The 15441-nt window shown below is 63.9% G+C and carries 10 protein-coding genes and 1 pseudogene; 4 read left to right on the forward strand and 7 right to left on the reverse strand.

The window, feature by feature from the left end:
- Positions 1-93: 93 nt before the first annotated feature.
- The gene (locus GKZ68_RS06650; RefSeq protein WP_173112269.1) at positions 94-3030 is read right to left on the reverse strand and encodes a DUF4394 domain-containing protein; all 2937 of its coding nucleotides are present in this window, start codon (positions 3028-3030) and stop codon (positions 94-96) included.
- 112 nt (positions 3031-3142) lie between these two features.
- The gene (locus GKZ68_RS06655; RefSeq protein WP_173112272.1) at positions 3143-3775 is read right to left on the reverse strand and encodes an LON peptidase substrate-binding domain-containing protein; all 633 of its coding nucleotides are present in this window, start codon (positions 3773-3775) and stop codon (positions 3143-3145) included.
- 177 nt (positions 3776-3952) lie between these two features.
- Between GKZ68_RS06655 and GKZ68_RS06660 the strand changes: the two genes are divergently transcribed.
- The 3 genes from GKZ68_RS06660 to GKZ68_RS06670 all read left to right on the forward strand — a co-directional run bounded on the left by GKZ68_RS06660 (position 3953) and on the right by GKZ68_RS06670 (position 10338).
- Positions 3953-4339 (forward strand): hypothetical protein, encoded by a 387-nt coding sequence (locus tag GKZ68_RS06660; RefSeq protein WP_173112275.1) that lies wholly within the window; start codon positions 3953-3955, stop codon positions 4337-4339.
- A 269-nt stretch (positions 4340-4608) separates the two neighbouring features.
- Entirely contained in the window at positions 4609-9084 is a 4476-nt protein-coding gene (locus GKZ68_RS06665; protein ID WP_173112278.1) for a CusA/CzcA family heavy metal efflux RND transporter, read from the forward strand.
- Between the two features lie 45 nt (positions 9085-9129).
- Positions 9130-10338 carry an efflux RND transporter periplasmic adaptor subunit gene (locus tag GKZ68_RS06670; protein ID WP_173112281.1) on the forward strand — a complete coding sequence of 403 codons (1209 nt, stop codon included), beginning with the start codon at positions 9130-9132 and terminating at the stop codon, positions 10336-10338.
- A 27-nt stretch (positions 10339-10365) separates the two neighbouring features.
- On the opposite strand, the gene GKZ68_RS06675 is transcribed toward GKZ68_RS06670, so the two are convergent.
- Positions 10366-10545, reverse strand: coding sequence for a hypothetical protein (locus tag GKZ68_RS06675; RefSeq protein WP_173112284.1), 180 nt, complete (start codon positions 10543-10545; stop codon positions 10366-10368).
- Here GKZ68_RS06675 and GKZ68_RS06680 point away from each other — a divergent pair.
- Positions 10544-11259, forward strand: a pseudogene (locus GKZ68_RS06680) (VIT1/CCC1 transporter family protein). The gene GKZ68_RS06675 and the pseudogene GKZ68_RS06680 sit on opposite strands and share 2 nt — an antisense overlap.
- A gap of 119 nt (positions 11260-11378) precedes the next feature.
- Here GKZ68_RS06680 and GKZ68_RS06685 read toward each other — a convergent pair.
- The 4 genes from GKZ68_RS06685 to GKZ68_RS06700 all read right to left on the reverse strand — a co-directional run bounded on the left by GKZ68_RS06685 (position 11379) and on the right by GKZ68_RS06700 (position 15414).
- Complete coding sequence (locus tag GKZ68_RS06685; RefSeq protein WP_173112287.1) at positions 11379-11813, reverse strand: organic hydroperoxide resistance protein; 435 nt, start codon at positions 11811-11813, stop codon at positions 11379-11381.
- Positions 11814-11835: 22 nt separating this feature from the next.
- Positions 11836-12291 (reverse strand): MarR family winged helix-turn-helix transcriptional regulator, encoded by a 456-nt coding sequence (locus GKZ68_RS06690; RefSeq protein ID WP_173112290.1) that lies wholly within the window; start codon positions 12289-12291, stop codon positions 11836-11838.
- Between the two features lie 311 nt (positions 12292-12602).
- Positions 12603-13838: a hypothetical protein gene (locus GKZ68_RS06695; RefSeq protein WP_173112293.1), complete on the reverse strand. Its 1236-nt coding sequence runs from the start codon at positions 13836-13838 to the stop codon at positions 12603-12605.
- A gap of 238 nt (positions 13839-14076) precedes the next feature.
- Complete coding sequence (locus GKZ68_RS06700; RefSeq protein WP_173112296.1) at positions 14077-15414, reverse strand: chloride channel protein; 1338 nt, start codon at positions 15412-15414, stop codon at positions 14077-14079.
- Positions 15415-15441: the final 27 nt, after the last annotated feature.

Below are 15441 nucleotides of genomic sequence, written 5' to 3' on the forward strand. Positions count from 1 at the left end.
AAGAATAGAATAGGTAATACAAAAAAGCACCCAGCCGAAAATTTTCGACGGGGTGCTTTTTTAAGGCAGAACAGGCTAGCCTGGCAAGTTAAATTATTGTACCACCAATCGCTTGGCTACCAGGCCGGCGGCCGTAGTGGCCCGCACGGTGTAGATGCCGGCCGCCAGGCCCGACAGGGGCAGCTCCAGGCTGGGGGCGGCGCCGGCCGCCATCGTCCTGGTCAGTACCACCTGACCTAGGGCGTTGAGTAGCTGCACCGTGCTGGCACTAGTGCCACGCAGGGCCTGCGGCAGCACCAGCGTGGCGGTGCCGTGGGCTGGGCTGGGGTACAGACTGGCCTGGGCCGACAGGGCAGCCGAAGCCGTAGCCAGCGGCGCGTTGGCGCTGAACACGATGGCGTAGCGGCCGGTGGCCGGGTCAGTCGAGCTGAGGTTCAGGCTGAGGCTGGGCGTGGTCGCCAGGTCGGTGTAGGTGCCGGTAGTGGCGTCGCTCAGGTAAGCGTGGTAGCCGGTGGGCAGGTTATTGAGCTCATCCACGGCCAGGGTGTAGGTGCCGGCGGCGGGGGCGTGCACGCGCAGGGGCACCGTCACGGCGCCGGTCAGCTTGGGCAGGCCATTGATGGCCAGGGCCTCGGTGCTGATGTCGCTGGCCAGGTCGAGGCCGTGGGTGGCGGGCAGGTAGTGCGCGTCGTACTTCACGTCGAACGCCGGTGTGGCACCCTGCTCAAAATACACCCGCGTCTGGTTGGCCGCACTGGCGTTGCGCAGCGTAAGGGCCAGGGCCGGGCGGGGGTCGGCGGCCGTGCGCTGGAAAAGCGCCGTTTCGGGCACGTTGGTGCGGGCCGCGTTGGTGAAGTTGACGGTGCCGGTTTGCCCGGCGGCTACCCGCACGAAGAAGCCCTGCGCCAGCGGCACGTTGTCGCTGCCCCCGTTTGTGCCGGTGCCATTCACGTAGGCTGCGTAGGCACCCGTGTACTGGCCGTTGCTTTTAAACACGTACAAGCCGTTTTCAATGCCCGATGAGGCGCCGAATAAGGTCGTGAAACTAATGGCGCCGGGGTAGGGGTTGCCGAGCAGCTGCCAGCCGGCCGTAGCCTGCGGCCCCCGAGCCAAACCGGTGCGCGAGTAGTTGCCGTTGTTGAGCGTGCCCATAAAATCGACCAGTTCTGCCGCGCCGATGTTCACTGTGTAGCCGAGGCCCACCGTAAGCGGGTCGGCGGTCGTGGCGGGCGACTGGAAGCCCTTGTCGAACTCGGGCGACGAGTTGGTGAGGCTCAGGCGCGCCTGGTCGTAGGTATAAATGTTGGGGAAGGGTGTGACGGCGGGCGGCGTGGCGCTGGAGTTATAAGCCGGGTTCACTACCGGCGAGTAGCCCGTGGTAGCAAAGTCGGCTACCGTATTGCCACTCACCGGCGTGCTGTAGTGGCGGTAGCCGGCCCCGGCGTTGGTAGGTGTGATGTAGCGTTGCACCGTGGCCGTGCCCGTCACGGCGCCGCCGCCATTGTTCACTACGTAGGCCGTGCCCGCACTGTTGGAGAGCAGCGTGAAGGGCTGGCCCGACCCAATGGCCAGGTTGCCCGTCGCGGTAAGGGCGCGCACTATTGAAACCGCCTGGCTGGTAGTTGCGCTGGCCGTGCTCACGCTTAGATTCTGAAACGTGGTGGCCCTATTGCCGCTGATGTCTTGCGCGGCGCTGCCTACCAGCGCCACCGTGCCGGTGCCGCTCCCCGCTACCTGGCTATCGTTGTTCACAAAGTCGCCGTTCACATTGAGTGTGCCGCCGTTGGCCGTCGTCAGCACGGCACCGCTGATAAGGTTGACTGAGGCGGCTTGCTGGGCATCGCTCACGGTAGGCTGGTTGGTCACCGTCACGTTGGCTGCGGTTACGAAAAAGCCATTGCCCGGAATTACCACGTCGTCGGCTGCGGTGGGCACGCCCACCGGATACCAGTTATTGGCAGTGCCCCAGGCCGTGCTCACGGCACCGGTCCAGGTCTTGGGCACGGGCGTCATGGCCGCGATGTTGGACAGAAAAACCGGAATCCGGCCGAAGATATTCTTGCCCGTGGCTTGGCCGTTGGCTAGGTTGAGCGCCCACAGGTTAGAGGAAAACTGGTTGGTCGTGCCCCCGTTATTAATGTCCTGGTTATTAATATCCGTGTAGCGCGCCTCGATGAGGTATGCGAGGTTAGTACGACTGCTGCGGTCATAAAAAACATCCACGTCCAGGCCAACGGTAGGTGAAGTCAGCGGGTAGAAATTGCCGTTGCCGTTGGTCATAAACGTGACGCTGCTCACCGGATTCAGCACCCCCGCGTTGGGCGGCGCCTGAATAGAGAGCAGCGCGTTGGTATTCGTCACGTCGATGTCGTAGAGAGTAGTGCCCGTCACGCCCAGCGCCGAATTGGTATAGGCTGCCGTGCCGATGTAGGGCGCGTGGCCCACGGTGCTGCCGCTGGCGTAGGCCAGCGTGGCATCGGCCACGGCCGCGCCCCCCAGGTTGGGATTCACGCGGTAGTTAGTGCCATTGGGCGCCACGATGCGCACGCGGTCAAGGCGCGGATTAAAGTCGAAGCCCACGTTGGGCACAATGCCGCGCGTGTTGTTGCGGTCGTTATCCTGCAGGTTCAGGCCGGTCACGGGGGCGCCCACGGCCGTTGCCACGCCCGTCGTGCCGTCCAGCACATAAAGCTGGGCCGCCTGGGTGGCAGTATTGTAACCCAGGGCGTAGAGCTGCCCGGTACTGGGCCGCTCATCTAGCCCCACCAGCTGCTGGCCAGCGATTACCCCCGTCACTGGCACGGGCTGAACCGCGAGCAAAGAATTGGTATTGCTCAGGTTGGCGGGATTTAACTGAGCGATAATCTGAGTGCCGGGTTGCAGCGTATAATAAGTCTGTGTTACCGTGCCCAGCGCGAAAATCGTCATAGGGGGCGTTTGAGCCGCCGCCCCGACCGGGCCGGCCAGCAGGCCCCCCAGCACTAAGGCTAGCCGGCGTACGTGAGGCGTTGTTGAGAAGAGATTCTTCATAAAGTAACTGCGTAAAAGTGAGTGGGAAGAGATACTGTGGCTAAGGTAACCCAAGATACGAGTAAGCCCCTGATTGGGATGATAAAAGTAATCGCTTAGCAGTAGGCGGCTCCTAAAACTGCGGGGGTAGCAGATTTTTAAAGTGCCCGTTCAGACGCACGCGCTCCTTGAGGCGCTCGGCTTCGAGCACGGCGGGCAGCAGGCGCTCGAGGTGCTCGCGCACCATCTCCTGGCGCTCCAGCTCGGCCGTAGTGCCCAGCAGCTGGTACTCCTGCTCGGTGCTGAGGCCAATGTGGTGAGCCACGTCGAAAATTCGAAAGGCGGGGTCCAGCTGGAGCAGCAGCTTCCGCAGGCCTAGCGCTTCGTAGAGTTGGCGCACCTGCCCGGTAATAACCGCGCGCAGCGCCGGGTCCGCTTCCTCATCCTGCACCACCTCCTCGACCTGGCCGGCGGCGTAGAGCTTGCCCGGCGCCTGGCGAAAGAATTTCTGCACCCGAAATACGCCCAGCGCCTCGGTGCGAATATCCATCTCGCCGCCGGGGTGGGTTTTTTCCACGCTTAGCAGGCGCATCTCGGTGCCCAGCTCCTGCACTGAGTTGTCGAGAAAGGGCGGAATGCCGAAGGTGAGGCCCTCCCCCAGGCAGTCGCGCACCAGCTGGCGGTAGCGCGGCTCAAAAATGTGAAGGTTTAATTTCTCCCCAGGGAAGGCCACCAGGTTGAGCGGAAAAAGCGGAAGTAGACGCATAATGAGCCAAGAATACACTCGGCGGATAAATGTTTTGCCCGATTTCTCGCTCCCGCAGCGTACTCTTAAATTCGCCTTAAGTTTGCGAAATTCCCCGTCATTAACAAACCTTCGCCTCGCCTTGTCGTTTGGGAGCGTACTATGAAAGCGGTGGTCGCCTTTTTTCTTGCCTGCCTCATGCTGGTCGGTAGCTTCATCCCGCAGAACGACCTGTCGGAGCTGAGCAAGCTGCCCCAGCTGCTGGAGCATTACCGCTTCCACCATTCGGTGGCGGGTGGCGGCTTGTCGCTGGCCCAGTTCCTGGCCGAGCACTACGGCTCGGGCACCAAAGCGCATTTTGGCTGCACGTTTGAGCCCCGGCACCAACAAGACCATCAGGGGCTGCCGCTGCACGGGCGGCATTCGTGCAGTGGCCACGGCCACGTAGCTTTTCTGCCGCTGGCGCTCACGGCCGGGGTAGTAGGACGCCCGGTGCCCCGCACCGGCCGGGCGTATCGCCCGGCTAGCCTGTCGCAGTACCAGGGCGGGCCCGCAATGGCCCTGTTGCAGCCGCCCCGAGCCTAGTCCGGTTGCGCCCCTGGGGGTAGTGCGCCTGCCAAGCGCCCGCTACTCTGCTTCAAAAGGAGAGCCGCAACTAGGGAAAAGGCTAGCCAACACCGGTCTAACCACCTACGGCCAGCTTCCCGCTAAAGGCCTGCCCGCCACGTGGCCGGCCAATCCGGCTGATTTAGTACGTATGATTTTTTGGCGAATTTCCCGGCCGTGCCGCGCACGGTCCGGTCCCGCGCGGCGCCCGCCAGGGCTGCGCTTGTCCGCCGCATTCCATTGTTTTCATGTTAGAAAAAATTATTGCGGCTAGTGTTCGCAACAAGCTCATTGTGGGTTTGCTGCTGCTGGGCCTTATCGCCTGGGGCGGCTTTTCGGCGGCCAACCTGCCGCTCGATGCCATCCCCGACGTCACCAACAACCAGGTGCAGGTCATCACCCAGAGCCCCGCCCTGGCCGCGCAGGAGGTCGAGCAGATGCTCACCATTCCGCTCGAACTGCAGCTGCGCACCATTCCGGGCGTCACCGAAATTCGCTCTATCTCGCGCTTCGGGCTGTCGGTTATCACCGTTGTTTTCCCCGACAACGTCGATACTTACCGCACTCGCCAGCTGGTGGCCGAAAAGCTGACCCAGGCCCAGGGTGACCTCGTAGCCGGCTCGGGCACGCCCGGCATGGCGCCCATCACCACCGGCCTGGGCGAGATTTACCAGTACAGCATCCGGGTCGAGCCGGGCTATGAAAAGCGCTATTCGCTAGCCCAGCTGCGCGACGTGCAGGACTGGATAGTGAAGCGCCGGCTGGCCGGCGTGGCCGGCGTGGTCGATGTGAGCAGCTTCGGCGGCTTTGTGCGGCAGTACGAGGTGGCCGTGGACCCCAACCGCCTGGCGGCCAACAACGTGACGATGGCCGAGCTCTACCAAGCCTTGCAGGATAATAATGGTAATACCGGGGGCTCATACCTTGAGCGCGGCCCCAATGCCTACTTCATCCGGGGCGAGGGCCGGGCCACGTCGCTGGCCGATTTGGGCGCCACCGTTATCAAGCAGGCCGCGCCTGGCCAGCCCCTGCTGGTGCGCGACGTGGCCACCGTGCGCTACGGCCACGCCGTGCGCTACGGGGCCATGACCCGCAACGGCCACGGCGAAACCGTGGGCGGCATCGTGCTGATGCTCAAAGGCGCCAGCTCGGAAAATACCATCAAGAACGTAAAGCAGCGGGTGGCCGAGATTCAGAAAACCTTGCCCAAAGGCCTCGTTATCACGCCCTTCCTCGACCGCACCAAGCTCGTAGACAAGGCCATTGCCACCGTCGAGCACAACCTCATCGAGGGCGGCATCATCGTGCTGGCCGTGCTGCTGCTGCTGCTCGGCAACTGGCGGGCCGCCGTGGTGGTGGCCCTCATGATACCGCTGTGCATGCTCTTCGCGCTGGGCATGATGAGCATGTTTGGCGTGTCGGCTAACCTGATGAGCCTCGGGGCATTAGACTTCGGCCTTATCGTCGATGGCGCCGTGATTATCGTCGAGGCCGTCATCTTTCACCTCGTGCACCAGCGCGAGCAGGCCGCCCACGAAACGATGGACGATATGACCGAGCACGCCGCCACGCGCCTCATGTCGTCGGCCCTGTTCGGGCAGTTTATCATCCTCATCGTGTACTTCCCCATCCTGTCGCTCACCGGTATTGAGGGCAAGATGTTCCGGCCGATGGCCCTTACCGTGAGCTTTGCCATTATCGGGGCCATGCTGATGTGCCTCACCTTCGTGCCCGCCGCCACGGCCTGGGCCCTGAAGAAAGATATCAAAGAGGAAGGCACGCTGGCTTACCGCATTATGAGGTTTCTGCACCGGGGCTACGACCCCATCATCCGGGCGGCGCTGGGGGCGCGCTGGCTGGTGGCGGGCGCGGCGGTGGGGCTGCTGGTGCTGGCGGGCTTCATTTTTTCGCGCATGGGCGGCGAGTTTATTCCGCAGCTCGATGAGGGCGACATTGCCCTGAACGTGACGCTGGCCCCCGGCTCCTCGCTGAGCCAGACCATCGCCACCAACAGCCGCGTGCAGCAGATTCTGCTTCAGAAATTTCCTGAAATTGAGCAGATTGTGGGCAAGAGCGGCACCTCCGAGATTCCGACCGACCCGATGTCGCTGGAAGACAGCGACGAGATGGTGATTCTCAAGGACCGCAAGGAGTGGACCTCGGCCAGCTCGCGCGAGGAGCTGGCCAACAAGATGCAGGCGGCGCTGGCCGGCATTCCGGGCGTCACGATGGAGTTTCAGCAGCCCATCCAGATGCGCTTCAACGAGTTGATTTCGGGCGTGAAATCGGACGTGAGCATTAAGATTTTTGGCGACGACCTGGCCGTGCTCTTCGAGAAAGCCAACGATGCGGCCGACCTCATCCGGCCGCTGCAAGGCGTGGGCGACCTCAAGGTGGAGCAGATAGCCGCCCTGCCGCAGATGCGCGTGAGCTACAACCGCCAGAAGCTGGCGCAGTACGGCCTGAAAGTAAGCGATTTGAACAATCTGCTGCGCTCGTCCTTCGCCGGCGACGTGGCCGGGCAGGTGTACGAAGGCGAGCGTCGCTACGACCTGGTGGTGCGCCTCGACAGCGCTCACCGCCAGGGGCTGGCTAACCTCCAGGATTTGTACGTGGACACGCCCGGCGGCCAGAAAATCCCCCTCGACGAAGTGGCCCAGGTGAGCTACCACAACGCGCCCATCCAGATTTCGCGGGATGATGCCCGCCGCCGCATCAACATCGGCATCAACGTGCGGGGCCGCGATGTGCAGAGCCTGGTCGAGGAGATTCAGCAAAAGCTGAACACCGGCCTCAAGCTGCCGCCCGGCTACACCTTGCAGTACGGCGGCCAGTTTGAAAACCTGGTGCAGGCCAAAAAGCGCCTGTCGATAGCCGTGCCGGTGTCGCTGACGCTGATTTTCATGCTGCTCTACCTCTCATTCCGGTCGGTGAAGCAGGCGCTGCTCATTTTTACGGGCGTGCCGCTGGCCACCATCGGCGGCATTGTGGCGCTGTGGCTGCGCGGCATGCCGTTTAGTATTTCAGCGGGCGTGGGCTTCATTGCGCTGTTTGGCGTGGCCGTGCTCAATGGAATTGTGCTGCTGGCTAGCCTCAACGAGCTAGCTGCCGAAGGCGTGAAGAGCGTGCGCGAGCGCGTGCTGCGCGCCACCGAGGAGCGTTTCCGGCCGGTTATTCTCACGGCCAGCGTGGCGTCGCTGGGCTTCCTGCCGATGGCGCTCAGTACTTCGGCCGGCGCCGAGGTGCAGAAGCCGCTGGCTACGGTCGTTATCGGCGGGTTGATTTCGGCTACTTTGCTCACCCTCATTGTGTTGCCGGTGCTCTATTCCTTCTTTACGAAAGACGGCGAGCCCAACCCCGAAGAAGCCGCCGAGGCCGAAGAAAAAGCCAAGCACGCCGCCGAAGTAGGCGAGGCCCCACCCGCTGAAGATGGCAAGGCCAACGGAAACCAGGATAAAAACCCGGCGCCCCAGCCGGCTCCGGTCGTGGCTAGCCTCGTGCTGCTGCTCGGGTTGCTGGGAGCGGCATCCGGTGCGCACGCGCAGAACACGTTCGGCTCGACGGCCGGCCAGCCGCTGAATCTGAACCAGGCCCTGCAAACGGCGGGCGTGCAAAACCAGTCGCTGCAAACCTCCAGCCTGCAAGTGCAGCAGCAGCGGGCGCTTATCCGCACCGGCATTGAGCCACCGCGCACGACAGTCGATTCTCAATTTGGGCAGGTGTCGAGCAACCTGATTGACCACACCTTCAACGTTATTCAGCAAACGGCTTTTCCGGGTGTGTACCTGGCCCAGCGCCAACTCCTGCAAAGCCAGAGCGTAACGGCCGAGCAGCAGGCCCGCCTCAATCAGCGCACCCTGGCCGGTACCATCCGCACCAGTTTCTACAGTCTGCTCGTGACGTACCGCCGGGTGGCGCTGCTGCGCCGGCAAGACAGCCTCTACCGGCGCGCCGCCCGCGCCGCTCGCATCCGCTACCAGGTGGGTGAAACCAACCGCCTGGAGCAGGTAGCCGCCGAGGCCCGCGCCAGTGAGCTCGAAAACCGCCTGCTCACCACGCTTTCCGACCTCGATGTGCAGCGCGCCCAGCTCGGGCAGCTGCTGGGCCAGGCCGGGCCGGCCGCCATCGACACCACTGCGGCGCTGGTGGCCCCGCTCACCCCCGCCGACACGGCCGCCCTCTCGCCCGAGAGCAACCCCACGCTCGGCCTGCTGCGCCAGCAGGTGGCCGTGAGCGAGCAGCAAACCAAGGTAGAGCGCCTGCGCCGCCTGCCCGACCTGCGCGCCGGCTATTTCCAGCAAAGCATCCGGCCCGAGTTTCGAGCGCTGAATGTGGGGCAGCTGGGGCTGGCGTTTCCGCTGCTGGGCGGGGCGGGGCGGGCCAGGGTAGCCGCCGCCCGCATCGGCGAGCAGGTGGCGGCCGGTCAGCTGAGCTACGCCACGGCCCAGCTCAGCACCCAGCTGCGCACCCTGCGCATGCAGCTGCGGCGGGCGCGGGCCTCGCTCGACTACTACGAGAAAACGGCCCTGCCCCAGGCCCGGCTCATTCTGGCCACGGCCGAAAAAAGCTTCCGGGCCGGCGATGTGGACTACGTGACCTACGTGGTGAATACCGACCCGGCCTGGCAAATCCTGAATAATTACCTCGACCAGGCGCAGCGCTACAACGAAGTGGTGGTGAACATCGAAACCCTCGTCGGCACCGGTCCGACGGCCGCGCGCTAGCCTATCCTTTCCGAAAAACGAGCCCCGGCTCCCTTCCTCCTCGCAATGTCAGTTGCCCTCAAATACTATACCCTAGCCACCAGCTTAGTCCTGCTCACCGCCTGCGGCAGCAAGCCCGACGCGGCGGCCAGCAAAGACGCGCCCGCCGGCAAAGACAAAGACGGCAAGCCCGCTGCCCCGGCCCCGCCCGCCAACCCCGACCAGGTAGAAGTCAGCGCTGCCCAACAGAAAGCGGCTGGTATTCAGCTCGGCAGCTTCGAGCGCCAGAATATGACCACCGAGGTGCAGGCCAACGGCTCGGTGGAAGTGCCGCCCCAAAACCGGGCGGCCATTACGGCCATCATGGGGGGCTACGTGCAGACGGTGAATGTGCTGCCCGGGCAGCACGTAGCGGCCGGCGCGGTCATCGCCACGCTGCGCTCGCCCGAGTACCTCACCATGCAGCAGCAGTACTTGCAGAGCAAAGCCAAAGTGCGCTTTCTGGCCGAAGACCTGGAGCGCCAACGCATTCTGGACGTGGAAGATGTGGGCGCCAAGCGCAAGCTGCAAATGGCCCGCGCCGACTACGCCACCGAGCAGGCCACGCTACGCACTACGGCCGCCCAGTTGCGGCTGCTGGGCATCTCGCTGGCTAGGCTCGACGCGGGCACCATCGCGAGCGCGGTGCCGCTCACCACGCCCATCGCCGGCTACGTGAAGTCGGTCAACATCAACCCCGGCGAATTCGTGAACCCTCAGGACCCGCTGGCCGAGGTGCTGAACCGCGACGACCTGCACCTGGAGCTCAAAGTGTTTGAGAAAGACGTGGCGTTGGTGAAGCCCGGGCAGAAAATCCTGTTCAAGGTGCAAAACTCGGGGCGCGATGAGGAGCTGACGGCCCGCGTTTTCCTGGTGGGCAAGGCCTTCGACGACAATGCCCGCACAGTGCGCGTGCACGCTCACCTCGAGCCCGAGCGCAGCGACCTGCTGCCCGGCCAGTTTGTGGCGGCCCGCATCCAGACGGCCGGCGCCCGCGTGCGCACGCTGCCGGAGGCGGCCCTCATTCAGGCCGGCGACCTGAGCTACATCTTTCAGCGGGTGGGCACCGACTCGGGGCGCACCGTTTTTCGGCGCGTGAAGGTGCGCGCCGGCCAGCCCCAGCACGGCGACGTGGCCGTGACTATACTCGACCCCCTGCGCGATACCACCCAGCTTGTGCGGCGCGGCGCCTACTTCCTCGATGCCGAGCTGCGCAAGGGGGCTGGCGGCGATTAACCGTTTTTAAAATTAGTAGCCTTATCCCTAAGCCAGCCGGTGGTCGCCTGCTTCGCGCTCTACCGGACCCACTCGGTCAACGACAAACAGTACAGGGCGCTCGACCTGCGTGGCCGCCACCGCCAAAGCACTGGCTTCACCGCCAACGCGGTAAGCGCCGACTTTTCTTTCGTAATGCCGTAACTGATTGAAAAAATAAATTAGCATGACTCCTGCCGTAAAACAAGCCCCCGCCGAAAAGCACCTCACCAGCTCGGCCGTATTGCAAGACATCGTTATTGGCTTGTCCGATGGCCTCACCGTGCCCTTCGCGCTGGCGGCCGGCCTGAGCGGGTCCGTGCAGTCGTCGGGCCTGGTTATCACGGCGGGGCTGGCCGAAATCGTGGCCGGCTCCATTGCCATGGGGCTAGGCGGCTACCTGGCCGGCCGCACCGAGGTAGACCACTACGCCGCCGAGCTGGCCCGCGAGCACGAAGAAGTGCGCACTGTGCCCGACGTAGAGCGCAAGGAAGTGCAAGAATTGCTGGTCGAGATGGGCCTCAGCGAGGCTACCGCCACCCAGGCCACCAACGAGCTGGTGAAAGACCCCGAGCAGTGGGTCAAGTTCATGATGAAGTACGAGCTGGGCCTCGAAGAGCCTGACCCCAAGCAGGCGTTCAAGAGCGCATTCACTATCGCGGCGGCCTACGCCGTGGGGGGCTCATCCCGCTCAGCGCCTATTTTTTAACCTCCACGCCGCACGAGGGGCTGCTGTGGTCGGGCGTTATCACGCTGGTGTGCCTGCTGGTATTTGGCTTCTTTAAAAGCCGCATGACGGGCCAGGCACCCGTGGCCGGCGCCTTCAAGATGGCTGCCACGGGCGCCGCCGCCGCCGCCGCCGCGTTTTATGTGGCGCGGCTGGTGCAGGGCCACGGCGTGTAATAAGCTGGGGTATTGGCGGGCTAGCCCCACCAAGAGCGAACCCGGCAGCGCAATTAAAAACGGCCTTAGCATTTCGCTAAGGCCGTTTTTGGTTTAAGCCAGTGCGAGGCTAGCCCGCGCTAGGCGTGGGTCGTGGTAGTAAGGTTTACCTCGATATTGCCTTTGGTGGCGCGCGAGTAGGGGCAGATGCCGTGGGCGGCTTCGACCAGCGCTTCGGCTTGCTGCTGCTCCATGCCGGGCAGGTTCACGTGCAGGTCGGCCGAGATGCCGTAGCCGCCATCTTCGGCCTGGCCGAAGCCGATGAGCGCTTCCACGGTTACTTTTTCCAGCTTTAGCTTGGCCTGGCGGGCGGCTACGCCCAGCGCGCCTTCAAAGCAGGCGGCGTAGCCCGCGGCGAAAAGCTGCTCGGGGTTGGTAGCGCCGGCTTTGCCCGCGCCGCCCATCTCTTTGGGCGTGCTTAGGTTGAGGTCGAGGGCGTTGTTGGCGGTGGTGACGTGGCCGTCGCGGCCACCCTGTACTTTGGCCTGGGCCGTAAATACTTTGTTGATTTTCATTGGGGGTAATAAAAACAGCTGCCTACGCGGTCAGCTGGGAAAGAAGTTGCGTAAGTTGAGTGCGCAGGGCCACCACTTCGGCCGGCGATAAGGTCAGCTTAGCCAGCAGCTGCGTTGGTAGCTGGCTGGCCGGGGCTTGCAGGGCGCGGCCGGCCGGCCGCAGGGCAATGATAACCGAGCGCTCATCCTGCGGGTCGCGCCGGCGACTGAGCCACTGCCGCTGCTCCATGCGCTTGAGCAGGGGCGTGAGCGTGCCCGAATCGAGCAGTAGCTTTTTGCCTAGCTCTCTCACCGTCAGTTGCCTGTGCTCCCACAGTAGCAACAGCACGAGGTACTGCGGGTACGTGAGGCCGAGTGCCTGCAACAACGGTTGGTAGGCCTTGGTAAGCTGCCGCGATACCGCATAGAACGGGAAGCACAGCTGGTTTTCCAGCTTCAGCAGGTAGTCGGGTGCAGCAGAAACAGAAGTAGTTGCCATGAGCGAGCAGCGAGCAAACCGGGCTTGGTTGGGTAATGTTTAATTGTGCACAATTTATTGGCGAATTAGTTGCCGCTTTTCGCGCCGCGGCTGATTCGCCACCAGGTGCCTGGTGCGGCTGGTGCCGGGCACCTGGGTAGCTACGTTGATAAAGCAAACTGGGCAGTCACTGGCTTGAGCGCGGGATGGCGGCTAGAGACAGCCGGTGCCAGGAGTAGAAGCAGGGGGCAGACTCCCCGTCGGCCGAGTTGAAGAGGCACCAAGTAGCGGGGCTAGCCAGGGCTTAGGCTGAAGCCTGCTAAAAATTCATCCTAAAACACGTCGCCCAGGTTGAAAAACACCCCCTGCGAACCTTGGATGCCGAAGGCATAGTCCACGGCCAGGTAGGAGCTGGATTTCTTGCTCAGACACAGCCGGATGCCGGCGCCGCCGGCCGGGGCTAGCCGCCCGTAGCCGGAGTCGGGGTTGCGGGCCGACTGGCTGTTGGCGAATACTACGCCGCCCAGCACCCGCGAGTGGGTGAGATTGAAGCGGTATTCGGCCTCGCCATACACGAGGCTGGTGCCCCGGAAGCGACCCTGGATATAGCCCCGCCCGGTGACGCTGTAAGTATCCCAGCCCGTGGCGGGCAGGTCGAGGTAGGGCGCGGCCTGGCCCAGTGCAAAATCGCCATAAAGCCAGAAGGCCAGCACGTTGCCGCGCGGCCCGGCGTGGAAATAGCGCCGGGTGTCGAACTGGAAAAAGCGGTAATTGCCATCCGAGCCCAGGGCTTGCAGGTTGTTGCGCAGGGCTAGAAACAGGTAGCTTTCGCCGGCGGCGGGGCGCAGCTGGTTGTCGCGGGTATCGCGCAGCACCGACACTACCAGGCCCGACGAGGTGGAGTGCCCCGCCACGCCCGCCCGGTAGCCCGAGATAACGTAAATCTGCTGCCCCTCGCCGTTCACGCTCTCGATATTCCAGCGCGTATCCAGAAAATAACCGCCGCCCACGTACAGGTTGCCCTTCAGCCCGATGCGGTGATAATAGCTCTGGTGTATACGCAAGAAGTTGTAATTCATGCCAATAGCATCGTAGATACTAGCATTGCTACCCAGGCCGTAGGTTTGCTGTGGGTAATGCAGGAGGCGAAAATCAGTCAGCCAGAGACTATGGTTGTGGGATGTCCATAGCGGACCGTTCAAAGCCAGGATAATCTGCTGGTTCTGCGTATAAGTGAGCGTGGTGGAGAGCACCGACAGGTTGGCATCGGCCCGCTCGAAGGTGTAGCTGGCCGTGAGCGTAGCCAGAAAGCGGGCCTCCAGGGTGTAGGCCACGGCGGGCAGCACCACCAGCGAGTGCGCTTTGGGCGGGCGGGCAGCGCGGGCCGAGTCGGCGGCGGCGCGGTGGCGGCGCGGCAGCACCGCGCGCACCAGGTCACCTAGGTCTTTCGTCGGATGAGGCAGCGAGTCGGAGCTAGCCGAAGCGGGCGCCTGAGCCTGAGCCTGAGCCTGGGCAGTAAGCGTAGTTAGCGCCAGCAGCGCCAGGATGCGTAGTCGTTTAGCAATCATTAGTTCTTAGTCCGCCTTCAAACCAGCAGACGCGGCTAATGATTTGATATTTTTCACATGGCTATTAGCGCGGTTCCCAAGTCCGGGTGCCGCTTGGCTGGGGCGGGCGGCCGGATTTTGACTGCCCGCCCGCCCGCTGGAACAACGAGTGGCCCGAACAATGAGTGAACCGCCGGCCAAAAGCCGGCCGCCCGCCCTGTGCGTTGATTTAAAAAATAATATATTGTTTGGCAAGCTGTTAGGCTGCGGGCGCGGCGCCTGGCCGCTGGCCTTTGGCGGGCACGGACTGAGGGGTGGCCGCCGGCCGGCCAAGCGCCCCCAGCTGCCGCCCGGCCAGCCGCCCAAACAGCGGGTGCTTGGCCTGCCCAATTTGCTGCGAGCTATAAATACCCGAGTGGCCCGAAAATAGGTACGCTACCACGCAGGCCAGCGCCAGGTACACACCCGCCCCGGTCCCAAACAGCTCCAGCCCCATCAGCAGGCAGGCTAGCGGCGTGTTGGCCGCGCCCGCAAACACCCCCACGAAGCCCATGCCCGCCAGCAGCGCCACCGGCAGCGGCAGCACGCCCGCCAGCGCCGAGCCCAGCGCGGCCCCGATGAAAAACAGCGGCGTCACCTCGCCGCCCTTGAAGCCGGCGCCCAGCGTGAGGGCCGTGAGGAGCAGCTTTAGAGCAAAATTCTGGGCCCCCAGCTGGTGCTGAAATGCCTCCACAATCACCGGCACCCCTAGCCCGGCGTAGCGCTGGGTGCCCAGCGCCCACATGGCTCCGGCCACCAGCACGCCCCCCACCACCGGCCGCAGTGGCGGGTAGGCTATCCGGCTAAAAAGCTTGCTGATAGCGTGCGTGAGCGTGGCGAAGCTGCGCGCCGCCAGCCCAAACAGCGCGCCCGCCAGCAACGCCGACCCTAGCCCGGCGGCCGTGAGCGGCAGCGCCGCCAGGGTAGGGTAGTGGGTGTGGCCCACGCCCCAGGCGCGCGTTACCACGTCGGCCAGCACGGCCGCCAGGAAGCTGGGCAAAATGGCCTCGTAGCGCACGCCGCCCAGCAAATACACTTCCAGCCCAAACACCGCTCCCGCCAGCGGCGTCCCAAACACCGACGCAAACCCCGCGCTCATGCCCGCAATGAGCAGCAGCCGGCGCTCGCGCCGGGGCAGCCAGCGGGCTAGCTGGTCGGCCAGCGCGCCGCCCATTTGCACGGCCGTGCCCTCGCGCCCGGCCGAGCCGCCCAGCAGGTGCGTGAGCAGCGTGCTGCCCAGCACCAGCGGCACCAGCCGCAGCGGAATAGTAGCGCCAGGGGCATGTATCTCGTCGAGAATGAGGTTGTTGCCTTTCACTACGCGGTTGCCGAAGTAGTGGTAGGCCAGCCCGATGAGCAGGCCACCCAGCGGCAGCAAGGCCAGGGCCCAGGGGTGCGCCGTACGCCAGGCCGTCACCCAATCGAGGCTAGCCAGAAAGCCGGCCGAGGCCGTGCCAGCGAGCGCACCCACCAGGCTAGCCAGCAGCAGCCAGCGCAGGGTGAAACTAGCTGTCGGCGTGAAAGCGCGGAGATAGCTGCTAAAAGGAGAAGTAACCACGGTGCGAAATAACAGGACGATTCGTCC

The sequence above is a fragment of the Hymenobacter sp. BRD128 genome, from assembly GCF_013256625.1.
Classification (GTDB): domain Bacteria; phylum Bacteroidota; class Bacteroidia; order Cytophagales; family Hymenobacteraceae; genus Hymenobacter.

Excerpts from the sequence above, each read along its gene's own strand:
- GKZ68_RS06650 (WP_173112269.1), bottom strand. The coding sequence starts at position 3,030 with ATGAAGAATCTCTTCTCAACAACGCCTCACGTACGCCGGCTAGCCTTA.
- GKZ68_RS06655 (WP_173112272.1), bottom strand. The coding sequence starts at position 3,775 with ATGCGTCTACTTCCGCTTTTTCCGCTCAACCTGGTGGCCTTCCCTGGG.
- GKZ68_RS06660 (WP_173112275.1), top strand. The coding sequence starts at position 3,953 with ATGCTGGTCGGTAGCTTCATCCCGCAGAACGACCTGTCGGAGCTGAGC.
- GKZ68_RS06665 (WP_173112278.1), top strand. The coding sequence starts at position 4,609 with ATGTTAGAAAAAATTATTGCGGCTAGTGTTCGCAACAAGCTCATTGTG.
- GKZ68_RS06670 (WP_173112281.1), top strand. The coding sequence starts at position 9,130 with ATGTCAGTTGCCCTCAAATACTATACCCTAGCCACCAGCTTAGTCCTG.
- GKZ68_RS06675 (WP_173112284.1), bottom strand. The coding sequence starts at position 10,545 with ATGCTAATTTATTTTTTCAATCAGTTACGGCATTACGAAAGAAAAGTC.
- GKZ68_RS06685 (WP_173112287.1), bottom strand. The coding sequence starts at position 11,813 with ATGAAAATCAACAAAGTATTTACGGCCCAGGCCAAAGTACAGGGTGGC.
- GKZ68_RS06690 (WP_173112290.1), bottom strand. The coding sequence starts at position 12,291 with ATGGCAACTACTTCTGTTTCTGCTGCACCCGACTACCTGCTGAAGCTG.
- GKZ68_RS06695 (WP_173112293.1), bottom strand. The coding sequence starts at position 13,838 with ATGATTGCTAAACGACTACGCATCCTGGCGCTGCTGGCGCTAACTACG.